Annotated in this window: 3 protein-coding genes and 1 pseudogene; 1 reads left to right on the forward strand and 3 read right to left on the reverse strand. The window is 67.1% G+C overall.

Annotated features, from left to right (window positions below; translation table 11 throughout):
• The first annotated feature begins 180 nt into the window (after positions 1 to 180).
• Complete coding sequence (gene aztD, locus DPM12_RS22520) at positions 181 to 1,500, forward strand: zinc metallochaperone AztD (protein ID WP_112260586.1); 1,320 nt, start codon at positions 181 to 183, stop codon at positions 1,498 to 1,500.
• 36 nt (positions 1,501 to 1,536) lie between these two features.
• On the opposite strand, the gene DPM12_RS22525 is transcribed toward aztD, so the two are convergent.
• The 3 genes and pseudogenes from DPM12_RS22525 to DPM12_RS24425 all read right to left on the reverse strand — a co-directional run.
• The gene (locus DPM12_RS22525) at positions 1,537 to 2,019 is read right to left on the reverse strand and encodes an anthrone oxygenase family protein (RefSeq protein WP_211659263.1); all 483 of its coding nucleotides are present in this window, start codon (positions 2,017 to 2,019) and stop codon (positions 1,537 to 1,539) included.
• Positions 2,020 to 2,182: 163 nt separating this feature from the next.
• Positions 2,183 to 3,367 (reverse strand): aminotransferase class V-fold PLP-dependent enzyme, encoded by a 1,185-nt coding sequence (locus tag DPM12_RS22530; RefSeq protein ID WP_112260587.1) that lies wholly within the window; start codon positions 3,365 to 3,367, stop codon positions 2,183 to 2,185.
• A 97-nt stretch (positions 3,368 to 3,464) separates the two neighbouring features.
• Positions 3,465 to 3,602, reverse strand: a pseudogene (locus DPM12_RS24425) (sugar kinase); the annotation flags it as partial.

A 3,602-nucleotide genomic window follows, 5' to 3' on the forward strand; every position in this document is an offset into this window, starting at 1 on the left:
CTCCAACCCAGCGGCTCAACCAGCTGCTCATTGCAAGCACCGATTGAACCTGCCCATAGGTCGCTTAGTGTTCATGATCACGGGAAGTGGGTGGGCGGGAGATGGGTGTTCGGGGAGTTGTGGCGTGGCTCATACTATGAATGATTCAGAATGATAGTGATTATCATTTAATATGCCATCATGAAGACGCACAGGAAACCACGGAAAGCGACGGCGGGATTGCTCAGCGCCGTGCCGCTGCTGGTGTTGACCGCATGCGGAACCGACGACGGAGGGGGCGCTACCACCGACGTCGCCCAGGACGAACCGGCCGACACGTCCGGTACCGGCGATGCCGACGGGGACGACGATGCGGGTGACGGCGGATCCGGGCACGACGCTGGGCACGACGCTGGGCATGACGCTGGGCATGACCCTGGGCATGACGAGGAATCTGCATCGCGCCTGGTCGCCACCTACGACGGGGGTGTGCTGGTGCTGGACGCGCAGACACTGGGCGTGCTCGAAGACATCGAGCTGGAGGGCTTCATTCGCCTGAACCCCGTCGGTGACGGGCGGCATGTCCTGATCTCGGCCGGGGACGCCTTCCTGACCCTCGACACGGGCACGGGCCCCGGCGCAGACGGCACCGCCACACTGACCGACATCTCCTTCGAATCCGACCACCCCGGGCACGTGGTGGAACACGCGGGTAAGACGGTCCTGTTCAGCGACGGCACCGGCCGCGTGGAGATCTTCGACACGGACGCTCTGGTCGGCGATGCCCTGGAGACCGAGGTCTACATGGCCGACGATCCGCACCACGGCGTCGCCGTGGAACTGGAGGGTGGCGAGCTGCTCCTCACCATCGGAACCGAGGAGAGCCGCACCGGCGTCAAGGTTCTCGATGCCGAACGTGAGGAGATCGCCCGCAACGAGGACTGCCCGGGCGTGCACGGCGAGGCGATGGCGCGGGACGAGGCCGTCGTTATCGGGTGCGAGGACGGCGTGCTCGTCTACCAGGACGGCGAGTTCACCAAGATCGACAGTCCGGACGAGTACGGCCGGATCGGCAATCAGGCCGGATCATCCGAGTCGGCCGTCGTGCTCGGCGATTACAAGGTCGACCCCGACGCCGAGCTGGAGCGGCCGGAACGGATCTCCCTGATCGACACGTTCATGCACGAACTGACGCTCGTCGACATCGGCACGAGCTACTCGTTCCGCTCGCTGGCCCGCGGACCACATGGCGAGGTTCTGCTGCTCGGTACCGACGGCGCGATCCACGTGATCGATCCGGACGCCGCCGAGGTGATCTCCGAGATTCCCGTGGTGGAAGAGTGGGACGAGCCGCTCGACTGGCAGCAGCCGCGTCCGACGATCTTCGTGGAGGATCACACCATCTACGTCACCGAGCCGGCCTCCAACGCCTTGCATGCCGTGGACCTGCACGACGAGACGGTACACACCAGCACGGAACTACCGGCAACGCCGAACGAACTGACCGGGGTGTCGGGCTGATACGTCCGGCCGGATCGATGGCCGCGGAGCGCGCGTCTACCGAGTGAGTGCGATGGTCAGGAGGACGGCGGCCAGCAGGGACGCGATGGTGCGCACGTGGTTGCCCGCCGTCCAGGAGGCCGCGAAGCGAGTCCAGCGTGCCTCCATATCGGGACTGCCCGGTTCGACCGTGGCCAGCGCGTCGTTGCGCGGGACGTGGAAGGCGATCGTCAGCGCGATCGACCCCACGAGGTAGGCGGCACTCCCGGCCAGCACGAGAGCGAAGCCGCTTTCACCCCAGCGGATGAGCGCCGTGATCACCAGCACGACGCAGGCGAGCGCCGGCAGGAACAATGCGGTCATGAAGATCGGGCGTACCGCCGCCACGTTGATGGCCTGCATGGCCGCCAGCCCCTGGGCTGGCGGGAGTTGACGCAGGGCACGCATCACCATCACGGAGAACACGAGAAAGGCTCCCGCCACGACGCCGCTTCCGACCGCGGCGACTAGCGTCAGGATGTACACGTATCCATCGATCACGGCACTAGCGTGCCACGCAGGGCGAGCAGCGGTGGGCATGACCGTTGTGGAGAGGCTGATCGTGCCGCTCCGAGGAACCGACATTGTCGAGGCTATGACCGTGACGATGTCGGTTCTTCGGGTTGCGGCGCACGGCGTACGGCTCGCGTCCGGTAAACCGCGTCTACCTGGTATCGGGCCGGATCCTGGCCAGGGTGTCGACGACCCGGTCCAGCTCGTCTTCGGTGTTGTAATAGTGCACCGAGGCGCGCACGATCGGCACCGCGGCCGGGTCGAACTGGAGCGCGCTGACGCGGCTCCAGCTCACGTTGATCCCGTGTTCGAGGAGCAGGCGGACGACATCGTCGGGGTCGTGCCCCTCCATGCTGAACGTGACGATGCCGCATCGCCGGGCGCCGCGGTCTCGTACGGTGACGCCCGGCACGGCGGAGAGCTGTTCGCGTAGCCGGTTCGCCAGCCAGGTGACGCGTTCCTCGATGGCGTGTGGGCCCAGGGCCGCGGCGTAGCCTGCCGCGACGCCGAGCCCGATCTGGCCGGCGACGAACCGCTCCCAGGTCTCGAAGCGCTTGGCGTCCTCGCGGATCTCGTACGTGTCCGGCGCTGTCCACGTCGCGGCGTGATGGTCGAGGAACGGTGGCTCCAGCGTCTCGATGACGTCGCGGCGCGCGTACAGGAACCCGGTGCCTCGGGGGCCGCGCAAGAACTTGCGCCCGGTTGCGGACAGCAGGTCGCAGCCAATCTCGTCGACGTTGACGGCGAGCTGGCCCACGGACTGGCAGGCGTCGAGGAGGTACAGCGCGCCGGCCGCCCGGCACAGCTCGCCGATCTCCTGTGCCGGGTTGACGAGCCCGTTGTGGGTGGGAACGTGGTTGACCGCGACGACGCGGACGTCGCCGGCCGCCAGCTCCGATTTCAGCGCGTCGATCGAGATCTGGCCGTGCGAGTCGTCGGGGACGACGTCCACCCGTACGCCGTGGCGGCGGGCGGCTTGCTGGAAGGCGATGCCGTTGGCGGGGTATTCGCTCGTGGTGGTCAGGATGCGCTCGCCCGGGCGGAACGGGATGGCGTAAAAGGCCATGTCCCAGGCGCGGGTCGCGTTCTCGACGTAAGCGATCTCGTCCGCCTGGGCGCCGATCAATTCGGCGACGGCGGTATAGAACCGCTCGGCCTGCTCGGATGCCTGTCCTTGTGCTTCGTAGCCTCCGGACGTGGCTTCGAGCTCGAGATGTCCGATCACCGCGTCCAGAACCGGCTGCGGCGGTAGCGCGGCGCCGGCGTTGTTCAGATGGACCACCGTGTTGCAGCCAGGCGTGTCCGCTCGGGCCGATGCCACGTCGATCGTCGCCATGTCGCTCCAGATTCCATCGTGCTCGGACTGAATTACGTGCCGCCAGTCTCGCACAACGTTGCTCGGCAGCACGGCCGTATGGACGCGTGGCGAGTGGTCAGAGCAGTGCGTCCACCTGCGTGGGGGAGAGGGCGTGGTCGATGACCATGACGGCGGCGCCGATGGTGCCGGTGCGGTCGCCGGTGTGGGATTGCACGATGCGCAGGTGTTGGGTGGCCAGGGGCAGGGAGCGGCG

Origin of the sequence: Phytoactinopolyspora halophila (genome assembly GCF_003287285.1) — a bacterium.
GTDB classification, from domain to species: domain Bacteria; phylum Actinomycetota; class Actinomycetes; order Jiangellales; family Jiangellaceae; genus Phytoactinopolyspora_A; species Phytoactinopolyspora_A halophila.

Coding starts and splice junctions, on each gene's coding strand:
- aztD (WP_112260586.1), top strand. CDS start 181: ATGAAGACGCACAGGAAACCACGGAAAGCGACGGCGGGATTGCTCAGC.
- DPM12_RS22530 (WP_112260587.1), bottom strand. CDS start 3,367: ATGGCGACGATCGACGTGGCATCGGCCCGAGCGGACACGCCTGGCTGC.